Source organism: Cellvibrio chitinivorans (assembly GCF_035117775.1).
GTDB lineage: Bacteria > Pseudomonadota > Gammaproteobacteria > Pseudomonadales > Cellvibrionaceae > Cellvibrio > Cellvibrio chitinivorans.
Window position 1 is genome coordinate 1,025,112 of record NZ_JAYKKN010000001.1, and the last position, 24,028, is coordinate 1,049,139.

The window sequence follows — 24,028 nt, forward strand, 5'->3', positions numbered from 1 at the left end:
CTTGCAGATTCACAGCTCGCAGAATCATAAGCTTGCAGATTCACAAGCTCGCGGAATCACAAACGTGTAAGCGACTGTTTACGAGCGAAAGAAAAACGCAAACGCGGCGGCGATCCAACCGCTCACTGCCAGCAGTTTCCAGATTTTATCCGGGTGGCGTTCCAGCAGTGGCTGCGCGCGCGGGCTGAGCCATGCGGGGTTGGGGCGTTTTAGATCCTGCAACCATTCCGAGAGCGCCTCGTAGCGGCTGGCGGGGTTTATGCTGAGCGCTTTTTCCAGTGCCTTATCGAGCCAGTAGGGCACCAGCGGATTGTGCTTCATGGCGGGAATGTACTTCAGTTGCTGAAAACTTTTTAGCTCCATCGCCTTGCTGTAGTGGCTGCCGTAGGGCAATTTTCCGGTGAGCATTTCGTAGAGCAAAACGGCGAGGGAAAATTGATCTGAGGCTTCGCTAACGCTGCCTTGATAGCGATACTCCGGCGCGGAGTAATCGAGTGTGCCGAGTACCCGGTCGCGCGCAAAAGGCGCCCCCACTTCCTGCACACCTGCAACCCAGCAGGAGCCGAAATCGACAATCACTGGCCCTTTGCTGCTGATGACTATGTTGTCGGGTTTTAAATCCTGATGCAGAGTTTCCTTGCGATGAAATGCACGTATGCCGCGAATCAATCCTTCAATTAATTCCACTGCATCCAGAATCGATAAAAGACCGCGCTCTTTTAACAATTGCGTCAGCGTTGGGCCGGGCACATATTCCGTTAAATAATAGAGGCAAGAGCGCGCTTCGGGCGTGGGTACCACACGCACAACAGCGGGGCTGTGAATGCGCGCACCTATCCAGGCTTCCATCACAAAACGTTCGATATAGGCTTTGTCATCCTGAAATAATTCCGACGGCGTTTTCATTACCAGCAGATGATTATTTTCATCTTCAACTAAATAAACTTGGCTGCGATTGGATTCGTGCATGATTTTTTTAATGCGCAAACCATCCAGCATTTGCTCCGGCGATAGCACCGGCGGAAATGGCAGGCGCGACAATACTTGCACAGCATCATCCTGCGCGGCGGTGCCAAGCTGTTCAATTCGCAGCGCCTGAATGCTCAGGTTGTCTTCACTATTATGCTGTAGCGCGAGCGGCAACGCTTGATTCACCAGTGCCTCCAAATCCTGCTGTTGTTGAAGCACAAGTTGTTTGAAATCGGCGGCGGGAATATGTTCGTGAATACCATCGCTGGTCAAAATAAAAATATCGCCGCGCTCCAATTCCAAACTGTGCATATCCACTTCCAGATAAGGGTCGGCGCCCATAGCACGGCTTAAATGGGTGGTGTGTTTGTCGATGCGCTGGGTGTGGTCGCGGGTGAGTAATTCGAGATAGTTATTGCGCAGGCGATAGACGCGAGTATCGCCTACGTGAAAAATAAATCCGCTATTACCTTTTAAAATCAGCGCCGAAAAAGTAGTGAGATAACCTTCGCCATAAATGGAATTTTGGCTGCGCCCCCACAAGCTGGAATTTAAACTTTGGATCACGCGCATGGCCGATTGCTGGGTGCGCCAGGTATCGGGTGTAGCGAAATAATCGTTGAGAAAACCGGCAATAGCCGTCTGGCTCGCATCGCGCGCGGCCTTGCTGCTGCTTACGCCATCGGCAATGGCAATGGCGATGCCTTTTGCGGTGAGCAAATTGCCTTCGGGAATGCGTGCGCCTACCGTGTCCTGATTTTCCGGTTTGCGCCCGGCTTCACTTTTTTGCGCGAAGCTAATTTGCAGTGTTGATTGCAGGTGATCCATAGTTTTTCATTCAATAAAAAAACAATTGCCGACAGCATAGCGGTCGGCAATTGTGTTGTCGCGCAGGAGTTAAATAATTAACTTACTTCAATTTTGTGCAGCGAACCATCTTCATTCACTTCAACCACATGGCCTTTGGGTTCTTTCAAAAATTGCACAAACACCAAGCCGATTGCAGCGGTAATCGCGAGCATATAAAAGAAGGTTTGAATATCGATAAAGGTATTCATGGTTAAAAAGAAGAGTGCGCCTACATTGCCATAAGCACCCGCAAGGCCGGCGATTTGACCAGTCATGCGGCGTTTGATTAAAGGCACTACCGCAAACACTGCACCGCAGCCCGCTTGTACAAACAAGGAGCAGATAAATACGGCGGCAAATGCTAAATACAACGGCCAGCTGGCATTGATTTGCGACAGCATTATGTAGCCCATAGATACGCCTGCGAGGATAATGCTCATGCTGAAGCGGCGACCAAATTTATCGCTCACCCAACCGCCGCCGGGGCGCGCCACCAAGTTCATAAACGCAAAGGAACCGCCCAGCATTGCCGCTTGGGTTACGCTTAATCCGGCAAAGGTTGTCATAAAAAATGCAGGCAGTACCGATACCACTGCGATTTCCGAACCAAAGGTCGCAAGGTAGGCCCAGCTCAAAATCGCTACTTGTTTGAACTCGTATTTATCGTGCTCGGCAACACTGCCTTTTTGCAGCATCTCTTTGTTCACGCGATAAATTTGCATAAATTGAAATGCAAAGAGCGCCAACAAAATTACGTACATCACATAGGTCATGCCCGCACTCAACAGACCTAAATTAGTAGGTGACATTTTCCAAGCGAGTACCGCAAGGATTAAATACATAGGCACGTTCATCATCACGTAAAAGATAAAATCTTTTCTATTGCTGACTTCCAAACCGCCCGATTTTTTCGGTTTGAAATAAGTCGAGCCTTTAGGTGTGTTGCGCACAGTGAGATAAAAGGCAACGCCGTATACCATCGCGATAATCGCTGCGGTGCTCATCGCATAGCGCCAGCCGTCGTCACCACCAAAAACGTGAATTGCTAAAAAGGGCAGGGTAAAACCAGCCGCTGCTGCACCAAAGTTACCCCAGCCACCGTAGATACCTTCTGCCAAGCCAACCTGACGCGCTGGAAACCATTCACTTACCAAGCGAATGCCAATCACAAAACCGGCACCGACAAAGCCTAATAAAAAGCGGAAAAGTGCGAGTTGTTCGTAAGTTTGCGCGGAGGCGAAGGCAATCAGAATCGCGCCTGAGACGATTAACAGCGCAGAGTAAATCGCACGCGGGCCAAATTTATCCACCAAACTGCCAACCACAATACGTGCGGGAATAGTGAGCGCCACGTTGAGCGTTAACAGCGCAGCCCATTGTTGCGGGGTCATTGCTATAGAGGCGGTAATCAGTGGTTTTAGCGAGGGCAAACTGAACCACATAACAAAGGTGAGAAAAAACGCGAACCAGGTGAAGTGCAGGGTCGCGACAGATTTATTGGAAAAGTCCAACAGGTTTAAGCGAAGTGTGCTCATGGCGAGTGTCCGAAAATGATGGAATTCAACACGGTAATTTCAAAACTGATTTTGCAACGGCTATGCCAAGGTCGTTTTGCCTGCTAAAAGCGCGCGATTTAACGCTGCAGACTGGCTTTGATGGTTTTTGGTGCGATCTTTGTGCGCTAATTGAGTACTGAAAAACAATGATTTGTTTTTTGGTGGTGCATTTTTTTAGCTTTTGTTGCAGATGAGCGATTTTGGTGAGTCGCGCGATAAAAAATTCTTATCACCAAGTGGATGATGCTAAAAAATGGAGCGGGCTAATAAAAAATCAGCGAGCTTTCATGCCAAATTCGGCTGATTTTGTTAGTGGCTGTCTTTTTATTGATCTTATTTTGTGCGTTTTTGCTTTGTGTATTTGCACCAAATGTATGTATTTGGTTGGTGCAATGTGCATTTATATTGTGCGTTTATGGTGTTTTTTGGCTTGTGCAAAACTCTGGTGCAAAGTTTTACCTCATGAATTCATTGGGTTTGTACAGGGTGGCGTAAATATTGCTCTTCGCGCTTTATAAATTGGCGTTGAGGCAAAACGAGTGAGTAAAAATAGTGCAAAATTGAATCTGCTGTCGTTTACCGGCAAAACCCGGATTCTGCATCTGACATGGCTGGCATTTTTCATCAGCTTTCTGGTGTGGTTTAACCACGCTCCATTATTGCTATCGATTCAAGCCAGTTTTGGCTTGACTGATCAGCAGCTAAAAGCGCTGCTGATCTTGAATGTCGCGCTCACAATCCCCGCACGCATTCTGGTGGGCATGCTGGTGGATTCATTTGGCCCGCGCATTATCTACAGCGTTTTGTTAATCCTCAGTGCGCTGCTATGTTGGTTTTTTGCCTTGGCCGACAGTTTTGAAATGCTCGCCCTTGCACGCTTTTTATTAGGCTTTGTCGGTGCCGGTTTTGTGATTGGCATTCGTATGATCAGCGAGTGGTTCCCCGCGCGCCAGATGGGTTTGGCCGAAGGCATCTATAAAGGCATGGGCAATATCGGCTCGGCTGCTGCTGCGGTTAGTTTGCCGATGATTGCACTCTGGGTGGGCGGCGATGATGGCTGGCGTTACGCGGTCGCCCTGACTGGATTGATCGCATTTGGTTACGCATTTGTCTATTACTTTTCGGTGACGGATACACCTGCCGGTTCAACCTATTTCAAACCAAATAAATCGGGCGGTTTGGAAGTCACCAGCAAAAAAGATTTTATTCTCTATCTGCTCGTTAACATCCCCATGTATGGCGCGCTGGCATTGCTTGCATGGAAGGTGCGTGAATTGGAGTTGATCTCCACGCTTGCTTTTTATGGGGTGCTCGCGTTGTTATTTGCGTTATTCGCATTTCAATGCAGAAAAATTTATCAGGTCAATGCGACTATTTTTTCGCGCCCGGTTGATAAATTACAACAATATAAATTCAAACAAGTGGCGATTTTAAGTATCGCCTACGCCGTCACCTTTGGTGCGGAATTGGCGGTAGTGTCGATGTTGCCAATGTTTTTTCACAATACCTTTGCGTTGCCTGTGGCCTTGGCGGGTGTGTTGGGCGCTTGTTTTGCTGCGGTGGATGTTGCCTCTTGCCCCGCTGGTGGCAGCATCAGCGATAAATTCGGGCGCAAAAAATCCTTGGTGGTATTACTTGCCGGCGCAGCCATGGGCTTTTTGATGTTGTCCTCCATCACCGCTGAGTGGCCAATTGCGTTGGCGGTATTGGCGATGATGGGCTGCTCTTTCTTTTTAGGTTCAGCAGCGGGCTGTGTCTTTGCCGTTGTACCTTTAATTCGCCGCAGCCTGACCGGACAAATCGCAGGCATAGTGGGCGCTTACGGCAATATAGGTGCGGTGGTTTTTCTCACGGTATTTTCGTTTGTTAGCACGCCGGTATTTTTTCTCGTTATCGCCGCGAGTATCGCGGTAGCAGCTGTAGCGGCAATGTTTTTGGATGAGCCTAAAAACAGCATGTTTGAAGTCTTGCCCGATGGCAGTGTGCAATTGGTAGAGTTGCACTAATGAACGAGTGGCACTTGCAGAGCAGCCTCAGTTTTACTGTCGGGCAACATTCGACGGCAGGTGTAAAAGCGCAAAATGAAGATGCGCTCGGCATCCGCATTCCCGAAGGCATGTTGCTGGATACCAAAGGCGCCGCCGCGATTATCGCTGATGGTGTAAGTGCAGCAGAAGCGGGGAAAGAAGCGAGCGAAACCTGCGTACGCAATTTTCTCAGCGATTATTTTTCTACGCCCGACACCTGGACTGTAAAAAAATCCACCAGTCAGGTCTTGATCGCATTAAATCGCTGGCTCTATTCGCGCGGACAACACTTGCGTGATGCGCAAAAAGGTTTTGTCAGTACGCTCAGCTGCATTATTTTTAAATCCCACACTGCGCATTTATTTCATGTGGGTGATAGCCGCATCTATCGTTTGCGTGCAGGAAAGCTTGAACAATTAACGCGCGATCACCGCACCGTGATCAGCGCCGAGCAGTCGTATTTGGTGCGCGCGATGGGTTTGGATATTTCGCTTGATGTAGATTACCGCGCAGTTGAACTTGAAGAAAAAGATATTTTTTTCTTGAGCACCGATGGCCTGCACGATTTTATCAGCGACGCACAATTGGAATCCTATCTGCAATTAGCGGGCGATGATTTTGAAACGCTCAGCAAGCAGTTGGTTGCTCTCGCGCAGGCTAACCAAAGTGATGACAATATCAGCTGCCAAATTTTGCGCATTGAAACTCTGCCCGCGCAGAGCATTGATGATGCCTGCCAAAAACTCAGCGCCTTGCCATTTCCGCCGCACTTGCAGCCGGGCATGATTTTGGATGGTTATCGCATCGAAAAAGAATTGCATGCGAGTAGCCGCAGTCAGGTGTATTTGGTTACCGATACCAGCAGAGGCAAATCACTGTGTATGAAAACTCCGTCAATGAATTATGCGGATGATCCGGCCTACATTGAACGTTTTATTTTAGAGAGCTGGGTCGGCAGCCGAATTAACAATTCCCATGTGGTTAAAGTCATCGCGCCCAATAAAAGTAAAAGCTGCCTGTATTATTTAATGGAATATGTAAATGGCCAGACCTTGGCACAGTGGATCAAACAGCATCCAGCGCCGCCGGTGCAGGATGTTATTTATATAGTCGAGCAAATTTGCAAAGGCTTGCGCGCGTTTCACCGCCGCGAAACCCTGCATCAGGATTTGCGCCCCGCCAACATCATGATTGATCGTCATGGTGAAATTAAACTAATCGATTTTGGTTCTTGCCTGGTAAAAGGTGTGGCAGAAATTATGTCGCCCATCGCGCGCGATAAAATTTTAGGCACAGCCGAATACTCAGCACCGGAGGCGATTTTGCAAGGCGCGGGTGATGAAAAGTCTGACCAGTTTTCGCTCGCGGTTATTGTGTTTGAAATGCTTACCGGCAATATGCCGTTTGATGGCAAGTTAGCCCAGTGTCGAACCGAGTCGGCTTATTTAAATACGCGCTACACCGCAAGTTATGATTTGAATCCGCTAGTGCCTTTCTGGATGGACGGCGCACTGCGCAAAGGGCTAAGGTATGATCCCGAGCGGCGCCACGGCGATATATCGGAATTTTTGTACGAGCTAAAACATCCCAATCCAAAATACAAACAGCAGTATCGCAGCCTATTAATGGAGAAAAACCCACTGCGTTTTTGGCAGGGCCTTTCGGCGGTGTTGTTTATTGCTCTATGTGCTGCTTTGTATTTTTAATGATCCTTGGTGTAGTATCCCCATCATTCATAAGAGTTGCGGCTGCCAGCGGCAGACTGCAAACATTCCACCACTAATACACCTCAATTGCTTACATGGTGCCAAACGCGCGCTCATGCGATGAATTTCAATAAGTTGCACACGAGGTTGTTATGAATCAACAAAAATTATTGCTGGCCTTGCTTGGCGCCCTGAGCAGTTACAGCTATGCACAAACAACAGATTACGTTGCCGATAATGTATTCACTCAGGGTATTGAAGGGCCTGCTGTAGATGCAAAGGGCAACTTATATGCGGTAAGTTTTGGTAAAGACGGCACCATTGGTATAGTCGATAAAAAAGACAATGCACAATTGTTTGTGCAGTTACCGGAAGGTAGCACCGGCAACGGTATTCGTTTTGATCGCAAAGGATTTATGTATGTGGCGGATTACACCGGCCACAATGTATTGAAAATCGATCCGAAAACCAAAGCGATTTCGGTACATGCACACAGCGATAAAATGAATCAGCCCAATGATATTGCCATCGCAAAATCCGGCGTGATTTACGCGAGCGATCCCAAGTGGGCAGATAACACCGGCAATTTATGGATGATCGGCACCAATGGCACCGTGACTTTATTGGAAGCCAATATGGGCACCACCAATGGCGTTGAAGTAAGTGCGGATGAAAAGCATTTGTACGTCAATGAAAGCGTGCAGCGCAACGTATGGAAATACGATATAGATGCAAAAACCGGTGCGGTAAAAAACAAGCGTTTGCTGATTCAATTTCCCGATCACGGTATGGATGGCATGCGCTCTGATGTCGACGGCAATTTGTATATCGCGCGCTACGCTGCCGGTGAAGTTGTTGTGGTGTCGCAACATGGCACACTGATCGAGCGCATAAAATTAACCGGCCAAAAGCCAACTAATGTCGCTTTTGGCGGTGAGGATGGAAAAACCGTTTACGTAACTCTGCAAGATCGCGGCGCGATAGAAACCTTCCGCACTGAACGTGCAGGGCGCGAGTGGGCACTGTTGCAGTAAGTTTAAAAATTATTACTTGAATAATAAAAATAGCCCTGAATACGGGCTATTTTTCTTTTTGTTTTTTCTTGGCTTTTCGCTTGGGTTTTTTACTTCTGACTCTTCCAGCTATTTTTAATCGCCGCGGCTTCCTGTTCTGCATCAAACGCATTGCTTTGCATCATTTCATCCAGCGCAGCATCTAACACCGAGCCACCGCTTGCTGTTTGGTATTCATTCACCTGAATAGTTTCTTGTGTGTAAACACTCATAGCTAATTGCCACTGATTATCCACATTGCAGGCAATGTTTTCTGCGCTGCGCTTATTTTCAATAACTTGAAACTGGCGGCAGATATTTCCCTCCTGATTAATAAAACTCAAGCGTGGTTTTATCTGGCTGCCATCGTCCAGTTGTTGCTCGCTGCCGCTGGGCGTTTGATCGAGCACTTGTGCAATCGCGTTCCAGTTATTGTGAGTGTTTTGACTGGGTAGCAATTGCGCAGCGCCAAAACCAATCACCAATGCAACAGACGCAGCTATAGCGGCATGTTCTCGCAGTTGGTTTTGCAGTCTTTTCCACAAGGGAAACGCAATCACATTTTCTGGTTTGTCGGCAGTCGTTTTTTCTTCATTTAATAATTGTGTGATAGCTGCGGGCATGGGGCGCTGGTCGATTTGCGCATAATGGTTTGCCACTTGGGTATCCACCAAGGCTAATTCAGCCAAGCGGTTGGCGAGACTTTCATCTTCGCTAATGTGTTGGCGAATTTTTTCCATTTCATGCTCGGGCAATTCTGCATCCAGAAATGCGGATAATTGTTCATCAGAGATTCTCATAAATAGCTCCTAGGCACCCTTGTGTGCGGCATTAGTGCCTGCTTGTAAAAAATTGGCCAAGGCGACACGCGCACGCGCCAAGCGGCTCATCACTGTGCCTGCCGGTATGCCCAATGTCTGCGCGACTTCCTTGTACGACATTCCCTGCACGGCGATGAGCGCCATAATCGAGCGCTGTTCGTCGGGCAATTGGTTCATGGCGGCATCCACCTGCGCGAGTGCAATCTGGTCGTGTATCGCCTGTTCGCCATCTACCGCAGGCTCTTCAGTATCATCGAGCGAATACACATTGCGTTGGCGCACTTTGCGCGCGCGATATTCGTCAATCCACAAGTTGCGGCAGACCCGAAATGCCCATTTGGTTAAATCTATATCTTCGGGTATGTCGCGGCTGAGCAAGCGCTCCAGTGTGTTTTGCAGCAAATCGTCGGCGTCGGCGGCTGAACCGGTGAGCGAGTAAGCAAAGCGGCGCAGCATGGGCGCCAGTTGGGTTAATTCCTGTTTCATAAGTGTGATAGCGGTTCCACAAGGGGTAGATGATCAGGTTCTTATCTGGTTAACGGATCAGCTGAGATTTTATTCCCTGCAGGGTAAAAAATTTTTAGGGAATTTTTGAGCGGTTCAAACGTTATTCTATAAATAAAAAGATGTTTTTGTATTTAATCTTATCCGGCTATTGTCGGTATGCTATCAGCTAATTTGTTGTAGGGTGTTTTATGCGATCGATTTACATCAGGCTATTTTTGTTGCTTTGTCTGTGCCCGGCTGCCTATGCGCAGTTGCCGGATCAAATAGTGCTGGATCAGCAATTGGACAGCATTACCAGCGAGCTGGACGATGTGATTGATGTGGTTGAAGAAAGCGTTAATCAGGAAGTTGATGCAGTGGTTGATCAGCTTGAGGGCGCAACCCGCGAAATGGATGCAGTTGCCGATAGTTTGGAGACTGAGTTGGATGGGGTGGAGTCTGCATTGCAAAGTTTGGATTCAGTTGATGATCAGTTAGAGACTCAGCTGCGCAATCAGGATCTGTTGCCAAACACAAAAGTGGATGAGGCATTAACCAAATCGATTGCCGATGCGCTTGCATTGCTACCGGATTCCCTGAGTGATGTGTTGCCGATTCTGGATCGCACCGGAAAAACCGTTTTTGTTGAAGTGAAAGTTGAACAGGATTGGTATGCGGTAGAGCATGAGTGGTTGCTGATGCTTGATGAGCAAAGCGATGTAAATTTCACCGCGTTAAACGCCGAAATTATCGAGCAGCAAAACTTCACTGATCTTGGCATGCGTTTAGTTCGCTTTCGCGTGCCGGCAAAAATGGATTCTATTGATGAGTTAAAAAAGCGGCTGCCTGCGCATTTGCACGATCAACTGGATCGCAATCACATTTATATTCCCCAAACTCGCGCAGCGGAAAAACCCGTGCCGCATACACAAATACCCTTATCTTATGCCTGCGATACCGAGCTGAAGATCGGCATGATCGATACCGGCATTAATACCAATCACCCGGTATTTTGGCAGAGCAACATCAAAACCAAAAACTTTATTGAATACGAAATCGATGCTCCGACTAACCACGGGACTGCTGTTGCTGGATTATTGGTGGGAAAAAATGATCAGCTAACGCCATTACTGCCTTCGGCAACTCTGTATGCTGCATCGGTATTTTACTCGCGCACAACCCAGTCGCAGGGCGCAACTATGATGAATTTAGTGCGTGCACTTAATTGGATGGCGGCGGAAAAAGTAGCGATAGTTAATATGAGTTTGTCTGGGCCGGATAACAAAATTTTAGCGAGCGTGATGAATAAATTAATAGATTCCGGTACTGCAATTATTGCCGCAGCGGGCAATGAAGGGCCAGCTGCATCGCCTGTGTATCCAGCTGCTTATGAGAAAGTGATTGCCGTAACGGCGGTGGATGATCAACAGCGCGTGTATCGCTGGGCAAACCAAGGCGCCTACATCGATTTTGCAGCGCTGGGTGTTGATGTGTTGAGTGCAGCTGCAAATGGTAATTTAGCAAAGCAAAGCGGCACTTCTATGGCAGCACCTGTGGTTTCAGCATTGTTTGCCTGTGAGCTTGCGCAGCAGATTTTTCAAAAAAGCGATGTGCAAAAATACGCATTACACCAAAGGGTGTTTCAAAAATTAATCGAGCGCAGTGTGGATTTGGGTAAACAAGGGCGGGACACCGTTTTTGGTTATGGGCTTTTACAAGTGCAATCCAAATAAAAAATTAATGCATAAAAGCAAAATATTAAAAGCCAGTTTAAAAGCTGGCTTTTAATGTGAGTGATGCGCGGGTTTCGGTGTAGTCAGCAGCATCATAATTGGATTGATAATTTCCTCGCTCCACACTGCTGGACAGCGTCAGCCAGTCGGTTGTTTCAATTTGCCACTCAAGGTTAACGATATTGCGTGTATCGCGGCGCACGGCATCCAGCTCCGGATTGACCGCGGCGTAGTCGCGATCCTCATAGGTTGCTCCCAATTGTATTTTGTTGCTTTTGCTCCAGAGTGAAAAACGTTGATTAATACTGGTTCTGATGCTGAATCCGTCGTAACCAAAATAATCAGCTCTGGCTTGCTCATCATCAATATTAAAACCCAGTGCGAAAAAAGTTTTGGCGTTGTTGAAAAAAATAAACATATCGCCCGCCAGCATCAGGTTATGCGCGTTGCGTTCGGCGCTGGTGGGAAAGTCTTTTTCCTGATAATTAACCGCGCCACGTAAATAAACACGTTTATTAAATAAGCGCGATACGTACAGGCTGCTTTGTTTTAAGGTTAAAAAATCGGTGCCATCCAATTTTGCATCGGCATAGTGATAGCTAGCCCCGAGTGTCGCCCAGGAAAATGCGCGATTGGCCTCGACAAAAAATTGCGGAATTGCCAAGTCATAGCTGCTGAGTTCTTGCCAGGTTTTGCTGTTGTAGCTTGCGCCCGCTTTCAGATTGGTTTTGTCATCTGGTTTCCATTGAACAGTGGTGCGGGCATTGGCGACTAGCGCCCAATCGCTTGCGGCAGAATATTGATCGAGTTCGATCACCGCTAGGTTCGAATCATATTCAGTACCGGTTTCCAGCTCAAACTTGAACTCGGGTGCCGCTGCCATCGCATTAGCGGCAATATTTGAAAGGCCAATAAATAGCGCTGTGGGCAGCATTTTTTTATAAAGATTTTTGGTTGGCATAATCGCTCTCCACAAAAATAAAAAATCGGCGCCGAAGCGCCGTGAATCCTTACAGGCCAAGATCAAGGCTGTCATTCAAGGCCGAGGTGATATTGCTATCCACCGTCGATTCAATTGTGCTGGCAATATTATTCGCAATGCTAGTCTGAACGCCATTGTTTACCGCTGCATCCAGAGTGCTTTGTACCGTGCTAGCTACTGTACCTTCTATAGCTTCATCTACCGCACCATTCACTGCTCCATCGACTGTACTGTTCAGTGTTGCGGCAATAGATGAATCGAGGCCGTTATTGATCGCTGCGTTTACTGTGCTGGCGACAGATTGCTGCACCGAATTTTGTAAGCTGCTGTCAGCTGCCAATGCCAGAGTAGAGTTTAATTTTTGGCCAACAGTGGTATTCACCGCATCGGTTGTTGCTGCTACTCCTTGTTGTGCATTCGCATTGGTTTGCACCGCAAAACCTGCGGTAGTAGCAGCTACTGAATTCAGGTTGCTTTCTGCTTCGCTTGCTGATGCTGTATTCATAGAAATTGATGTTTGCGCAGCTGCATTTGCGTTGGTATTGACGGCGACACTCAAGTCGTTTGCCAAGGATGGTGTGGCGATAACAGCGCTGGACATTAAAGACGAAATGGCGATTAATTGAATGATGTTTTTCATGGCAATGATCCTCATGATCGGTTTATGTATGGTCAGTTGCTGAGGTGTATCTGCAACTCTCATCTTGTTAACGCATGAGGATTTGGTTTTATTCCCGCAGGATGAAAATATTTTTTAGAAAAAGAAAAACCGCCCATGAATCCCTTCAGGGCGGCTTTCAATGTGCCTATCTAATCCTTGTACATATCTAAACCTTGTACATATTTAAAACTTGTACCTACTAAAACTCGGAGTTTTAGTTAAACCAAACCACCGAAACTACGCTGCATTGCGCTTTAAGGTGCGCATGCGGTTGTGGCAGTGTTGTAGCGATGAATAGATGTGATTCAAGGCAACACTGAGGTCTTCCGATTTGACTTCGCTGATGGCGTCGCGAATATGCTCCAGCGTTCTGTCTTCCAGTTCTTCCAGCTGTGCAATGTAGGTTGACGACTTGTTGCTTTTCATTTTTGCCAGCAAGTCAGTGTAGGTTTTGCGTACAGAACCACTCAGAGTTTGTCCTGTTTCTACTTCACCTTCACGTTGGTATACGAGTGGTTGCAAACGCACCAGCGCGGCTTGGCGTGCATCAATCATCTCCTGAAAAATATTTTCGTAGCCTGAACCGCGCAATTCCATCTTGGCGTCTGTATAAAATTCAACGCCATCGTTCAATACTCGAATAAGATCGCGTACGGCGGAAATTTCTTGATTAGCCATAATCATTCTCCATAAAAAATAATGAATGGGTTATGTTTTGTGAAAAACATAAAGCTCAGTAAGAGTTTTGCAGAAACTATGCCAGCAGCAGATTTTTCTTGTTTTTGAACTGATATTTGTTCACTAACTTATTGGTATTTAATTAAAAATTAAATTATTGAATTAATTTTTCTAAATAAAATTAATTCAATTCAATGGCGGGATTTAAAAGTAGTTTTTACAAAAAAATTTTCTTATTGGATGCGGAAATTATCTTGCGGCATAAAAAATCCCGCACTGATTACCAGTGCGGGATAACGGATTGTCATAACAGATTGTTTAGAAATCCATTCATTTTTAATCTAGGGAGCCTCTGAAAAATGTTTACGGTGCAGCTCTGGTTAGGCAAATTTGTTTGAAAAAGCGGAGTTTATTGAAATAAATGAGCATTTTGAACGGACGCCGCGCGGAACAAATTTAACGACACCAGAGCAAACAAGTTAATTTTTCAGGGGTTCCCTAGTGATGCCATGGTGTTAACAGCCCAAATTACCCGCTCCCGCACTTACCCCCAAAATATTCAGGAAGCGCTGATATTCATTGATACGGCTTTGCACCTGCGCCGGATTGCCGCCATTACATTCGAGTGAACCATTAATGGTACGGATGGTTTCGCCAAAGCCGTAGCCGCCCACCATAGAATCGTGCGCGGGGCGATAACCCGCGCCTGCTTGTGTCATCCAGAACCAGAGTGCGGTTTGCCATGCGACTGTCGGGTTTTGTGCGACAAGATCCGGGTTGGCGCGCAAATCCAGGCCTAAAGCTGCACCCGCTGCGCAGTAGTTGCCGTTCCAGCTAAGTTGGATTGGGCCGCGGCCGTAGTAGCGTTTGCCGGGCGCGCAGGGGCAGGTGTTGGGGTTGTTATCCCAGTCGCCACAGTATTCGCCTTGGGCGATTTCCGTCACATAGATCAATCCACCGGTTTCATGGGAGAAGTTGGCTAGCGCTGCTGCGGCTTCGCGTTTTTTAGCGGCTAGATCACCCGTTCCCGCAAATGCGGGGTAAGTTTGCGCCGCCGCAACCAAACCGGCATAGGTATAGAAGCTATTGCGGCCGGGGAACATTTGGTTGAACTGGGTTTCGTTAACTATCGCAGCAAAGCCGGTGCCGCCAGTAGTCGCCGGGCGCACGATGATGGATGAGGTGCGGTCATTGAAGTTGCTCAGGCAAGTGTTATCACCGGAGACGACAACCGAGGCGCCGCTGTAATCCCAATTATCAAACAGCACCGCTTCATAGCCGGCCGCAACTTTCACCGAGGAGATGGTGTTGCTGGCCGCGCCCATTGAAGTCATCACGTTGCCATCAAATGAGCCAGTGCCAAAACCTCTAAACCAGCCACCATAGTTGCAGTGCTCATACACCGTGAGTAATCCCGTGGTATTGCCGCTGCCGCCATTGGCGACGACTTCAATCCAGTTGAGATTCCAGCCGGCGGTTTTGGCGAAGACGCCGAGGTTATAGGTGCCGGCATTGATGTTGACGGTGCGGGTGACCGTCGTCCAACTCTGCCAGCCGCCCGTTGCGGGGATTGCAAGATCGCCCAGCAGGATGCTGCCGCCGTTGAGATCGACCGATGCAGTTCCACCCGATGGGCTCGCGACGCGCAAGCGAATGGTGTAGCTGCCGGAACTGGGGATCGACAGGCCGCCATAAACCAGCCACTCATTCGGTTCGATCCAGCCGATGTTGTAGCCACCGCCGGAATCGGTGGTGGCTTCTATATCGACGCCGTCATTGCGGAAGGCGCCGCCGCTGTTACCAGCCGTGGTATCAAAATAATTGGTGTAGTTCTCGGCTTGATAAACCACCGCCTGAGTGGGCGCGGCAAAAGCGGCGAAGAGTAAACAGCCAGCTGCAGCAATTAACGAACAGCGAAGCAGACCAGATTGCCGATGGCTGCGTAGACCTTTTTGTAGACTAAGCATTGTTATTGTCCTCGATTATTTATTGATAGCAGAGCAGGTTTTTTGCTCGCACTGCCGATCATTAAATAACCAGTGCTCAATGGCCAGTCCCAGTTTGGGTTTGGCATTAACTGCCACTTTGCTTGCACTTTAGGGGAGGTGCGTTCGACTTTGCTCCATGGTGGCGCAAGTGCGGCAATCGGTAGGTTTGACTTTTGTTCAACTCGCTTAAGGTATCGGCAGCTTGGTGATTGTGTGTCAGTAGGTAGATGATGCTGCACTCTTCTGGCGCATTTATACCCGTTTTAGGGCGCGAAAAATTGTCACAATCTGGCGTTAATATCCTCTAATTTTGTAAATTATTTTCTTTAAAGTTCATTTTTTTGGTGTTACGCTAGTAAAAATGATCATTTTTTCTGCTTTCGATGAGAAAAAGGCATGTATAAAGAAAATAATTTACAAAAAGTGCTAGCTGAAAGATTACTAAGCCCTGCCGGTAAAGGCTTGGGCGATCTGAGTTCCCAGCCGACAACTGCCGCTACCAGCCAATTGGGCTGGAACCTCTTGCAGGAGGATGTGAGCTTGCCGGTGGCGGTACTCAGTAATAGTCGTGTTGAGCACAACCTCAATTGGATGAGGTCCTTTATCAGCACCTATGGGCTGAAACTCGCACCTCATGGTAAAACCACCATGAGCCCGGCACTCTTTCATCAGCAGTTGGCACATGGCGCTTGGGGTATCACTCTGGCAACCGCTCCTCAGGTGCAGGCGGCTTATCATTTTGGTGTGCGCCGCGTGATTATGGCTAACCAGTTGGTTGGCCGCGCCAATATGGGAATCATCTCCCGCTTGCTGCAAAACCCCGAGTTCGACTTTTTTGTCATTGTGGATTCCGCTGCCAATGTGGAGCAGCTGGGGCAATTCTTTGCACATACCGGCCAGCGTTTGAATCTGCTGCTGGAGTTGGGTGTGATGGGCGGCCGTACCGGTGTACGCGATGAACAAACCCGCACCGCGGTGTTGGATACTATTGCGCGCTACCCGCAATCTCTGGCCTTGGCTGGTATCGAAGTTTACGAAGGCGTCTTGAAAGACGATGCTGCAATCCGCGCCTTCCTGCGTCGCGCGGTGAGTGAGCTGCAAGCGCTGGCCGAGCACAAACTATTGGCGACTGATACCGCCATCCTCACCGGCGCCGGTTCTGCATGGTTCGATCTGGTGGCCGAGGAGTGGACTGGCGTCACTCTGGATCGCCCGCTCGATATCATTCTGCGCCCCGGCTGTTATCTCACCCATGATGTGGGCATCTACAAGGCCGCAGAGGCGCGCATTCACGCCAGCAACCCGGTTGCGCGTGAGATGCAAACCAGTTTGCTGCCCGCGCTACAACTCTGGGCTTATGTGCAATCTATTCCCGAGCCAGGTCTGGCCATTCTCGGTCTGGGCAAACGCGATGCCGCCTTTGATGCCGGCTTGCCTGTTCCTGCATTGCATTTCAGACCTCAAAACAAGGGGCGCCCCGGCTCTGAGGCGCCAGTTGCGGCATCTGCTGACTGGAAGCTGACGGCGATGATGGATCAGCATGCCTTTATGCAAGTCAGTGCCGATGCTGATCTGCAAGTGGGCGATATGCTCGCGCTGGATATTTCCCACCCTTGCCTGACCTTCGATAAGTGGCGCCAGCTTCTGGTGGTGGATGACAACTACACGGTGATCGATGCCGTGGAAACTTTCTTCTAAGGGGCGGCAATGGAACATTTACTTAGCCCCGGCCATTGGCTACTCGTCTACGCCGCCATCAGCATCATCGCCTTGGTGTTGTTGATCGCACGCTATCGCCTCAACCCGTTTATCACGCTCACACTGGTGTCGCTCGGTTTGGGTTTGATGGCCGGCATTCCCGCTAAAGATGTGGTGTTTGTGTACGAAGCCGGCGTCGGCAAAACCCTCGGTCATATCGCCTTGGTGGTTGCGCTCGGCACCATGCTCGGAAAAATGATGGCCGAGTCAGGTGGCGCGGAGCAGATCGCGCGCACCATGATCCGCTGGTTCGGTGAAAAAAATGTTCACTGGGCGATGGTGTTTATCGCATTCCTTGTTGGCTTTCCAATTTTTTTCGAAGTTGGTTTTGTTTTATTAATTCCAATTGCGTTTAACGTCGCGCGTCGGACTGGCACTTCGATGTTGTTGGTGGGCTTGCCGATGGTGGCGGGTTTGTCGGTAGTACACGGTTTAGTGCCGCCGCATCCGGCTGCGATGATCGCGGTGGGTGAGTATCAAGCCAATGTCGGTCGCACGATTTTTTATGCACTGCTGGTGGGAATTCCTACTGCCATTATTGCCGGGCCAATTTTTGCAAAGTGGATTGCACCGCGCATTCAATTGCCAGCAGTGAATCCATTGGAAGAGCAATTTATTCACGCCGATGCCGAACGTCAGTTACCGGGTTTTGGTATCACTCTCGCCACTATTTTGTTGCCGGTATTTTTAATGTTGCTGGGCGGTTGGGCAAATGTAATTGCTGCACCGGGCACAGCATTCAATGATTTTTTATTGTTTATCGGCAACTCGGTAGTCGCACTCTTAATTGCCACGCTGGTGAGTTTTTACACCTTGGGAATTGCGCGTGGATTTAATCGCGATTCGATTTTGAAATTCAGTCACGACTGTCTTGCGCCAACCGCAGGTATCACTTTATTGGTTGGTGCAGGTGGTGGTTTGAATCGTATTTTGGTTGAAGCGGGCATCGCCAAAGAAATTGTGGATTTCTCTTCGCACATGTCATTAACGCCATTAATGATGGGTTGGTTGGTTGCCGCGTTAATGCGTATCGCAACAGGTTCTGCGACTGTGGCTATGAGCACTGCGGCGGGAATTGTTGCGCCTATCGCCTTGGCTGCCGGTTATCCGCACCCGGAATTATTGGTTATCGCCACTGGTGCCGGTTCATTAATTTTGTCGCATGTTAATGACGGTGGTTTTTGGCTGATCAAAGAATATTTCAATATGACCGTAACCCAGACGTTAAAAACCTGGACGGTCTTGGAAACTATTATTTCAATTGTTGCGCTGGTGTTTGTTTCGCTCGTAGCAGCATTTATTTAAATCGATTTCGGAAAAAGATATGACGGCTTTGTTCGATATTGTGTACCACATGCGTGCCAGTCGCGATCGCTTATCCGCGACCGAACAAAAAGTCGCCGATGCCATTTTGGAAGACATTGCCTTTGCCGCCGCTGCCAGTATCGATCAGCTAGCAGTAAAAGCCGCGGTGAGTATTGCCACTATTTCGCGTTTTGCTAAATCGGTTGGCTGTGAAGATATTCGCGATTTGAAATTAAAACTGGCGCAGGCCAATGCGGTAGGTTCACGCTTTTTGGCAGAAGTGCCTGCGGTAGAAGAAAGTGCGTTTTACACGCAAATTTGCAGCGATGTTGAATCTACTTTACGCGCAAATCTTGCGCGTTTTGTTGAAGAAGATTTTCGTGCAGCGGCAGGCTTATTGAATTCAGCGCGTTTGATTTATATCGGTGGTATGGGTGGTGGGTCCACCATGTTGGCTGATGAAGTGCAATTTCGTGTCGCCCGTTTGGGTATGGCGGTAACGGCATATCACGATCCAGTATTGCTGCGTATGTTGGCGGCAACGCTCACTGAAAAAGATGTATTAGTGCTGTTGTCCGTTACTGGTGTTACTCCGGAGTTGTTGGAAGTAGCTGACATTGCACGTGAATACGGTGCGCGCATTATTGTGCTCACCTCCAATAATTCACCGCTTGCCGAAAAAGCCAATATTGTGCTGCCAGTAGTGACTGAAGAAACCGATTTTATTTACAAGCCATCGGCATCGCGTTACGGCATGTTGTTGGCAATCGATATTCTTGCAACCGAACTGGCATTGGTGCGTAAAAACGAAAGCAAAGAATTGTTGCGCCGCGTAAAATTTGCTTTGGATGAATATCGTGGTGGCGACAATCGCCTGCCTCTTGGGGACTAATGCTCTTGGTAGTTAAGTCTCTCGGAAATTAATTGGCTTTTGATTTAAATAAATAACATTTTAGTAATTGCGTAGTAGGGAGCCAGTGGGTGAAGTTTGATTTGATAATTCGCAATGCACAGATTATCGATGGCACTGGCGAGCAAGCATACAACGCAGATGTTGCTATTAGCGGTAACACCATTGCGGCAATTGGTCAGCTATCTGATGCAGATGCGTTACATCTGTGCGATGCAAACGGCTTGGTGTTGGCACCCGGATTTATCGATGTGCACACCCATGACGATTTACAAGTGATTCATGCTCCACAAATGTTGCCAAAAATTTCGCAGGGAATTACTACGGTGATTGTGGGTAATTGCGGAATTAGTGCTAGCCCCGTGACCTTAACGGGTGAATTGCCTGACCCGATGAATTTGCTCGGTGCACCAGAACAATTTAGTTACGCTGATTTTGCCAGCTATAAAAATGCGGTAAATCAGGCAGAGCCGGCGGTTAATGTTGCAGCCTTGGTTGGGCACACTGCATTACGCAACAATCATATGGATCGCTTGGATCGCACTGCGACAGAAAACGAAATTGAATTAATGCGCACTCAATTGCGCGCTGCGCTAAACGAAGGTGCTTTGGGCTTGTCCTCTGGCTTGGCTTATGGTTCTGCTATCGCCAGCACAACAGAAGAAGTAAAAAAATTAGCGGAAGTGTTAAACGAAAGCGGCGCTGTTTACACCACGCATTTGCGTACAGAGTTTGATGAAATTCTTTCGGCGTTGGATGAAGCATTTGAAATAGGTGAGCACGCTAAAGCCCCAATTATTGTGTCGCATTTAAAGTGTGCTGGTGCCGGAAACTGGGGGCGCAGTTCAGAGGTGCTAAGTAAATTAGCGTCTGCTGCGAAAACACATCCTGTCGGTTGCGATTGTTATCCCTACAGTGCCAGTTCATCGACGCTCGATTTACAACAGGTCACCAGCGACTTCGATATTGTCATCACCTGGAGTGATCCGCACCCGGAGCAGGGTGGAAAAAAATTGGCGGAAATCGCAGCTGAGTGGGATGTGAGTTTGCTTGATGCTGCAAAAAAATTGCAGCCAGCAGGTGCTGTGTATCACGGGATGAGTGAGCAGGATGTGCAAAATATTTTGGCGCACCCGCTGACCATGGTTGGCTCTGATGGTTTGCCTGTAGATCCGCTACCGCATCCGCGTTTGTGGGGGGCATTTCCCCGAGTGCTGGGGCATTACAGTCGCGACTTGAAATTATTTAGTTTGCCGGAAGCGATTCGCAAAATGACATCTATGTCGGCAGATCGTTTTGGCTTGGATGATCGCGGGCGCATTAAAGTTGGCGCTGCGGCAGATTTGGTTTTGTTTGATCCGGTGAAAGTAAAAGACGCGGCAACCTTTACCCAACCACAACAATTGGCCGAAGGCATCGAGTCAGTTTGGGTGAACGGCGTATTGAGTTACACACAAAAAGTAGTAACCGGAATGCGTGCGGGAAAATTTTTAACAAGACAGCGCGATTTACGAATCGGGTTTTATTAGTGGTACGGGTACGAGCGATGTGCTCTTCGATATTCATTCTGTGACTCGCCGTAAATACATCCTTGTAGGCTCGACTGCGACATCCATGTCGCAGACGGTCACAGAACAAATATCGAAGCTCACTTCAAAGAGTGTGGTTACAACAAATTAAAAGAGATTTTTATGTCAGAGATAACACGTATTGGCGTTGAAGGTGGAAAAGGTACTGGTGGGCAGCATTTGCCATTTGCGCGTGCAGCTGGTGCCGATGGCTGGTTGTTTGTGTCCGGTCAAGTTCCTATGGTGAATGGCGAAATTATTGATGGCGGCATAGTCGCGCAATCGCATCAGGCCATTAAAAACGTGTTAGCTATTTTGGCTGAAGCAGGTTATGGCCCGGAAGATGTAGTGCGTTGCGGTGTGTGGCTAGATGACCCGCGCGATTTTATGTCATTCAACCGTGTATTTATGGAGTACTTCGGTGCTAATCCACCGGCGCGCGCCTGTGTGGTATCCAGCATGGTGGTGGACTGTAAAGTTGAAGTTGATTGCGTTGCTTATAAAAAACCTTAAGCGAACCAACAAAAAATTAAAATTATCTAGCAAAGAAGCCACAGAAAATTAAGTAACAAATGATGACGAAATATTTGCTGTTGATTGCCAGTGTATTGTGTTCTGTTTGGGCTAGCGCTCAAGCGGAACAGTTGCCATTAATGCCTTATCCGCAGCAAGTGGAGCAACAAGCTGGTGAATTGGTTGTTGGCAGCTCATTGAGTTTTTTTTCAAACTCAAAGAACAACGTTGTCACGAAAAAGCAAGTGCAGTCGTTTGCGCGCAGAGTTGAACAACAAGCTGGCCGCTCACTGCGCGTTAAAAAATCGTCTGAAGCTAAAGCGCAGCTAATCATTCGTGTTACCGACAGCAAGCCAATGTCAGACAAAATCAGTGAGTGGGATGAGTCTTATCAATTGCATATCACTGCTGAAAAAATCGAATTGATTGCACCCCAATGGCTAGGTGTTGAGCGTGGTATGGAAACACTCTTACAGCTAGTCGGTATCGGTTCAGAAATTAAACTGCCTTTAGTCGCGATTAATGACTACCCACGTTTTAAATGGCGCGGATTGTTGTTGGATACATCGCGCCATTTTTTCTCGGTTGAAACCATCAAGCGTCAAATCGATGCGATGGCGGTAGCCAAATACAATATTTTTCATTGGCACTTAACGGATGACCAGGGCTGGCGTTTAGAGTCAAAGGCATATCCCAAATTACATAGGCTAGCTTCTGATGGCGAATATTACACACGCAAACAAATTCGCGAGGTTGTTGCTTACGCACTTGAGCGTGGCATTCAGGTATTGCCGGAAATTGATATGCCCGGACATGCGAGTGCAATTGCAGTTGCCTACCCGGAATTAATGTCTGCGCCTGGCCCTTATGCAATGGAATATCGCTGGGGTGTGCACAAGCCAACCTTAAATCCCGCAAATGAAGATGTATATAAATTTGCCGATGCGATTCTTGCTGAAGTAACCGAATTATTTCCGTTCGAGTACATTCACATCGGCGGCGATGAAGTTGATCCTGAGCACTGGAATACCAATCCTGTTATTCAAACTTTCATCAAAGAAAATAATTTAAAAGATCATCACGGGTTGCAGGCATATTTCAATCAGCGTTTGCAAAAAATATTACAGCAGCACAAGCGCAAAATGATTGGTTGGGATGAAATCCAACACAAAGATTTACCTAAGGATATTGTGATTCAATCATGGCAGGGGCTGGATGGCGTAAGTGATGCAGTGAGTCACGGTTTTCAGGCGATTTTGTCGACTGGATATTATTTAGATCAACCGCAAAGTTTTGCGTATCACTACCGTAATGATCCAATTCCGCCCAAACCGGTCGTGGTTCATCCAATCAATGAAAATGAAGCGATAAACACTTGGCGTTTTGAAATGCCACGCAAGCGCGGAAACCCTGTTACAGGTACATTTACTTTCATCAACAATAATAAAAAAGTCATACAGGCTTTTGTTGATTTCAAAGGAAAGTCGCGGCGCGAAGTTTTAATCAAAAAATATGCGGATAACTCGGCAATATTTTCAATAGATACCTGGATGGGCTCTGTCGATTTTTATGTGAATTTTGTTGCAGATAAAATTGAAGGAAAGGCCATCGTTGGCAATGCGCCTTACACAATTACTGGTGAAAAATTAACACAAGAAAATGCACAAAAACAGCTAACAAAAACAGAGCAAGTGGTGCATTTGAGTGCACAGCAAGAGGGATTAATCCTCGGTGGCGAAGCTGCACTTTGGGCTGAAATAGTTGATGAGCAGAGTATTGATCTACGTTTGTGGCCTCGTGCGTTTATTGTTGCAGAACGTTTATGGTCGGCGCGAAATTTGCAGGATGAAAACAGTATGTATTCGCGTGCAAATGTAATTGAGGTGTGGGCAGAGAAATCGATCGGTTTATTGCATCGTCAGCAACAAATAAACGCACTGAAAACACTTGCCGGTAAAAATGAATCGGCACCAGTAAAAATGTTTGCGGATATGCTGGAGCCAGCGCATTACTACCATCGGCAGCATGAAAAGTCAGCCTATGAGACCTACTCAAAAGCAGACCCACTAAATCGATTGGTTGATGCATTACCTGCTGAAAATGAATATGTACGCCAATTTAATTTGCGCTTGGAAAAATGGTTGAAAAACCCGCAAGTAAATGAAGAGTATTTTGCTCTTCAAGTGGAAATGAAAGGCTGGACTGCCAATCGGATTGCCTTGGATGGTTTTTTATTGGCGCATCCAGAATTGGCATCGCTTGCAAATAAAGTGGACTCGGTAGCGCGCGCATGTGTTGATCTACTTGAGCGTCGGTCGAGAGTGTCTGTACTTGCACAGGATGAGCATAAAAAAGCAAAAGAATTGATTCAGCAGGCGCAAATGTTGGATCAAGAAATGGTGGTTGCAGTCGCCTCTTCGTTGGAAAAAATCCTGAATACGTTTACATCTCACTGATTAAAATTTT

Annotated in this window: 18 protein-coding genes; 10 read left to right on the top strand and 8 right to left on the bottom strand. The window is 47.7% G+C overall.

Annotation, left to right across the window (positions count from 1 at the left end; translation table 11 throughout):
* Nucleotides 1-78: 78 nt before the first annotated feature.
* Together SPL68_RS04365 and SPL68_RS04370 are read right to left on the bottom strand one after the other, a co-directional pair.
* Nucleotides 79-1,797, bottom strand: coding sequence for a bifunctional protein-serine/threonine kinase/phosphatase (locus tag SPL68_RS04365; RefSeq protein ID WP_323813850.1), 1,719 nt, complete (start codon nt 1,795-1,797; stop codon nt 79-81).
* A 77-nt stretch (nt 1,798-1,874) separates the two neighbouring features.
* On the bottom strand, nt 1,875-3,353 hold the full coding sequence (locus SPL68_RS04370; protein ID WP_323813851.1) for an MFS transporter: 1,479 nt from the start codon (nt 3,351-3,353) through the stop codon (nt 1,875-1,877).
* 560 nt (nt 3,354-3,913) lie between these two features.
* On the opposite strand from SPL68_RS04370, the gene SPL68_RS04375 reads away from it, so the two are divergent.
* The 3 genes from SPL68_RS04375 (at nt 3,914) to SPL68_RS04385 (ending at nt 8,141) form a co-directional block, all read left to right on the top strand.
* Nucleotides 3,914-5,380, top strand: a complete 1,467-nt coding sequence (locus SPL68_RS04375) for an MFS transporter (RefSeq protein ID WP_323813852.1) — start codon at nt 3,914-3,916, stop codon at nt 5,378-5,380.
* Nucleotides 5,380-7,107, top strand: a complete 1,728-nt coding sequence (locus SPL68_RS04380) for a bifunctional protein-serine/threonine kinase/phosphatase (RefSeq protein ID WP_323813853.1) — start codon at nt 5,380-5,382, stop codon at nt 7,105-7,107. Before SPL68_RS04375 ends, SPL68_RS04380 begins: the two co-directional genes overlap by 1 nt.
* Before the next feature lie 152 nt (nt 7,108-7,259).
* Nucleotides 7,260-8,141 carry an SMP-30/gluconolactonase/LRE family protein gene (locus tag SPL68_RS04385; RefSeq protein ID WP_323813854.1) on the top strand — a complete coding sequence of 294 codons (882 nt, stop codon included), beginning with the start codon at nt 7,260-7,262 and terminating at the stop codon, nt 8,139-8,141.
* An 89-nt stretch (nt 8,142-8,230) separates the two neighbouring features.
* On the opposite strand, the gene SPL68_RS04390 is transcribed toward SPL68_RS04385, so the two are convergent.
* Nucleotides 8,231-8,959, bottom strand: coding sequence for a hypothetical protein (locus tag SPL68_RS04390; protein ID WP_323813855.1), 729 nt, complete (start codon nt 8,957-8,959; stop codon nt 8,231-8,233).
* Nucleotides 8,960-8,968: 9 nt separating this feature from the next.
* Nucleotides 8,969-9,466, bottom strand: coding sequence for an RNA polymerase sigma factor (locus SPL68_RS04395; RefSeq protein WP_323813856.1), 498 nt, complete (start codon nt 9,464-9,466; stop codon nt 8,969-8,971).
* 209 nt (nt 9,467-9,675) lie between these two features.
* On the opposite strand from SPL68_RS04395, the gene SPL68_RS04400 reads away from it, so the two are divergent.
* Complete coding sequence (locus tag SPL68_RS04400; protein WP_323813857.1) at nt 9,676-11,199, top strand: S8 family serine peptidase; 1,524 nt, start codon at nt 9,676-9,678, stop codon at nt 11,197-11,199.
* 37 nt (nt 11,200-11,236) lie between these two features.
* Here SPL68_RS04400 and SPL68_RS04405 read toward each other — a convergent pair whose 3' ends face one another.
* From SPL68_RS04405 to SPL68_RS04420, 4 genes are all read right to left on the bottom strand, one after another.
* On the bottom strand, nt 11,237-12,160 hold the full coding sequence (locus tag SPL68_RS04405) for a hypothetical protein (RefSeq protein ID WP_323813858.1): 924 nt from the start codon (nt 12,158-12,160) through the stop codon (nt 11,237-11,239).
* 49 nt (nt 12,161-12,209) lie between these two features.
* Nucleotides 12,210-12,821, bottom strand: coding sequence for a hypothetical protein (locus SPL68_RS04410; RefSeq protein WP_323813859.1), 612 nt, complete (start codon nt 12,819-12,821; stop codon nt 12,210-12,212).
* A 258-nt stretch (nt 12,822-13,079) separates the two neighbouring features.
* Nucleotides 13,080-13,520 carry a PA2169 family four-helix-bundle protein gene (locus tag SPL68_RS04415; RefSeq protein WP_323813860.1) on the bottom strand — a complete coding sequence of 147 codons (441 nt, stop codon included), beginning with the start codon at nt 13,518-13,520 and terminating at the stop codon, nt 13,080-13,082.
* A 515-nt stretch (nt 13,521-14,035) separates the two neighbouring features.
* A complete protein-coding gene (locus SPL68_RS04420) occupies nt 14,036-15,487 on the bottom strand; it encodes a glycoside hydrolase family 19 protein (protein WP_323813861.1) in 1,452 nt (483 codons plus the stop codon).
* Between the two features lie 417 nt (nt 15,488-15,904).
* On the opposite strand from SPL68_RS04420, the gene SPL68_RS04425 reads away from it, so the two are divergent.
* The 6 genes from SPL68_RS04425 (at nt 15,905) to SPL68_RS04450 (ending at nt 24,018) form a co-directional block, all read left to right on the top strand.
* Complete coding sequence (locus SPL68_RS04425; protein ID WP_323813862.1) at nt 15,905-17,206, top strand: amino acid deaminase; 1,302 nt, start codon at nt 15,905-15,907, stop codon at nt 17,204-17,206.
* A 9-nt stretch (nt 17,207-17,215) separates the two neighbouring features.
* The gene (locus SPL68_RS04430; protein WP_323813863.1) at nt 17,216-18,571 is read left to right on the top strand and encodes a GntP family permease; all 1,356 of its coding nucleotides are present in this window, start codon (nt 17,216-17,218) and stop codon (nt 18,569-18,571) included.
* Between the two features lie 19 nt (nt 18,572-18,590).
* Nucleotides 18,591-19,463 carry a MurR/RpiR family transcriptional regulator gene (locus tag SPL68_RS04435; RefSeq protein ID WP_323813864.1) on the top strand — a complete coding sequence of 291 codons (873 nt, stop codon included), beginning with the start codon at nt 18,591-18,593 and terminating at the stop codon, nt 19,461-19,463.
* A gap of 89 nt (nt 19,464-19,552) precedes the next feature.
* Entirely contained in the window at nt 19,553-21,010 is a 1,458-nt protein-coding gene (locus SPL68_RS04440) for an N-acyl-D-amino-acid deacylase family protein (protein ID WP_323813865.1), read from the top strand.
* 162 nt (nt 21,011-21,172) lie between these two features.
* Entirely contained in the window at nt 21,173-21,562 is a 390-nt protein-coding gene (locus tag SPL68_RS04445) for a RidA family protein (protein ID WP_323813866.1), read from the top strand.
* Between the two features lie 59 nt (nt 21,563-21,621).
* Nucleotides 21,622-24,018, top strand: a complete 2,397-nt coding sequence (locus tag SPL68_RS04450; protein ID WP_323813867.1) for a beta-N-acetylhexosaminidase — start codon at nt 21,622-21,624, stop codon at nt 24,016-24,018.
* Nucleotides 24,019-24,028: the final 10 nt, after the last annotated feature.